Consider the following 2,143-nt stretch of genomic DNA (forward strand, 5'->3'; position numbering starts at 1 on the left):
GACGGCTCTTTCGCCGCCGAACTGGGCAAGCAGTTCCAGAGCTACGAAAGGCTCGAATTCCACCTCGCTCCGCCGATCATGGGCCGTCGCGGCAATGACGGAAGCCCGCGGAAATCGAGCTTCGGCCCGTGGATGATGAAGGGTTTTCGCGTGCTGGCGGCGATGAAGGGCCTGCGCGGCACTGCCTTCGACCTGTTCGGCTACACCGCCGAACGGCGCATGGAGCGGCAGCTGCTGGCGCGGTACGAGGCGGATCTGGAGCTCATCGCCGGATCGTTGGCCCCAGCCAGGGTCGATGCGGCGGTTGCGCTGGCCTCGGTGCCTGCCCTCATCCGCGGCTATGGCCACGTCCGCCAAGCCAGCGCGCAAAAGGCCGCCGGCGAGCGCCAAAGGCTGCTCGAACGCCTGTCGAGTACGCCGGCGCGGCCCGAACTTCAGGCCGCCGAATGACCGATACGCCTTGTTTACCTGAACGACAGTTTCCTTGCTTTCCGCTGCGTCACCCGGCTTGACGGCAGGAGCGCGAGGGTCTCTCTAAATCTTTCTTAAGGCGGATGTGGCACTGCTTGGCTCCCCAGGGTTGGGATTCAGGCGTTGAATCTGCGAAAAAAGAACGAGATCCCGGTCGACGTCTATATTCCGTTCGTGGAAACCCTGTTTCGCGACGGGCTGACGCTTTCGATCGGCATTCTCGCGCAGACTTTCCTGATCGGCCTGGTCTGGTGGAAGGGCGGCGATCCGCGGTATTTGCTGGTCGCGATCTCGATGGTTCTCATCGGTGTGTTCCGCATGAGAAACTTTCGAAAATACAACAGCATGCCGTCGCCGACGACCTGGGAAGAGGCGCACAAGCGTGAGAATGACTACATTCTCTATGGCTCCCTGCATGGCTTGACGCTTGGCGCTTTCTGCCTGCTCGGCATCTATTTCGCGCGCGATGGTTTCGCCGAAATCGCCTCCGTTTGCCTGACGCTCGCGACGGCGACCTCCATCGCCGGCCGCAACTACGGCTCGCCGCGCATGGTCACCATCCTGACCATTGCCTTGACCTGGCCGATCTCGCTTGGCTTCCTGCTGCGCGGCGACATCTACCATGTCCTCCTCGGGCTGCTGTCGGCGCCGTTCCTGTTCGCCATCCGGAAATTCGCCAACACCGTACGCGATGTGCTTTTTGCGGCCGTCTCGGAAGAGAAGAAGGCCAACCGCATTGCCCAGCGCTTCAACCGGGCGCTCAACACCATGTCGCACGGCCTTGTCATGCTCGGTCCGGACGGCCGCGTCGCGGTGGCCAATGCCGAGGCCGCGCATCTGATGTCGCTCAAGTCGCCCGACGCGCTGCTCGGACGGTCGATCCACGGTCTGTTGATGCGCGGTGTCGCCGGCGGCATGCTGGCGCCCAAGGATTGCCGCTACATCGAGGCGCAGCTGACGCGTGCCCTGCGTGAGGGTCGCGACCGCAAGGTGCTGGTTTCCCTCGCCAACGGCCAGCATTACGAGTTCTCGGCTCGCGAGGGCAGCCAGGAACTGGGCGTCATCACCTTCGAGGACGTCACCGCCCGTGTCGAGGCGGAAGACAAGATCCGCTTCATGGCACGCTACGACAATCTCACCGGCCTGCCCAACCGGGCCTATTTCCATGAATTGGTGGGCGAGGCCATGGCGTCCGGCGATCGCGACCGTCTCTGCGGCCTTGCGGTGCTCGATCTCGACGATTTCAAGAGCGTCAACGACACGCTTGGCCATCCGATCGGCGACGGCTTGATCTATGCCGTTGCCGAGCGGCTTGGCGCCATTGCCAAGCAAGATATCACGGTCAGCCGTTTCGGTGGCGACGAGTTCATGATCTTCTTCGACCGCGTCGAGGATGAGAGCCATCTGACCAGCCAGCTCGACGAGATATTCGCCGGCCTGCAAGGGGAAGTCGACGTCGCCGGTCACGGGCTGCGCATTCAGGCCAGCGGCGGCGCGGTGCTGTCACGGGTCAAGGATACCGATGTCGACGCCATGATCGTGAAGGCGGACCTGGCGCTCTACAAGGCCAAGGAACTCGGCAAGAACAGCTGGCGATTGTTCGAAGCTTCGATGGATGCCGCCTTCCGCAACCGTCAGCTGATGAAGGCGGATCTGCGCACCGCGGTAGAGG

The 2,143-nt window shown here is 62.9% G+C and carries 2 protein-coding genes; both read left to right on the top strand.

Translation table 11 applies throughout. The features are described 5' to 3' along the window. On the top strand, positions 1-450 hold a 450-nt coding region (locus EN879_RS33115; protein ID WP_348631516.1), incomplete at its 5' end, for a DUF6537 domain-containing protein. Between the two features lie 144 nt (positions 451-594). Next, on the top strand, positions 595-2,143 hold a 1,549-nt coding region (locus EN879_RS33120), incomplete at its 3' end, for a sensor domain-containing diguanylate cyclase (RefSeq protein ID WP_127274567.1).

This window comes from Mesorhizobium sp. M7A.F.Ca.AU.002.02.1.1, from assembly GCF_003998535.1.
Classification (GTDB): domain Bacteria; phylum Pseudomonadota; class Alphaproteobacteria; order Rhizobiales; family Rhizobiaceae; genus Mesorhizobium; species Mesorhizobium ciceri.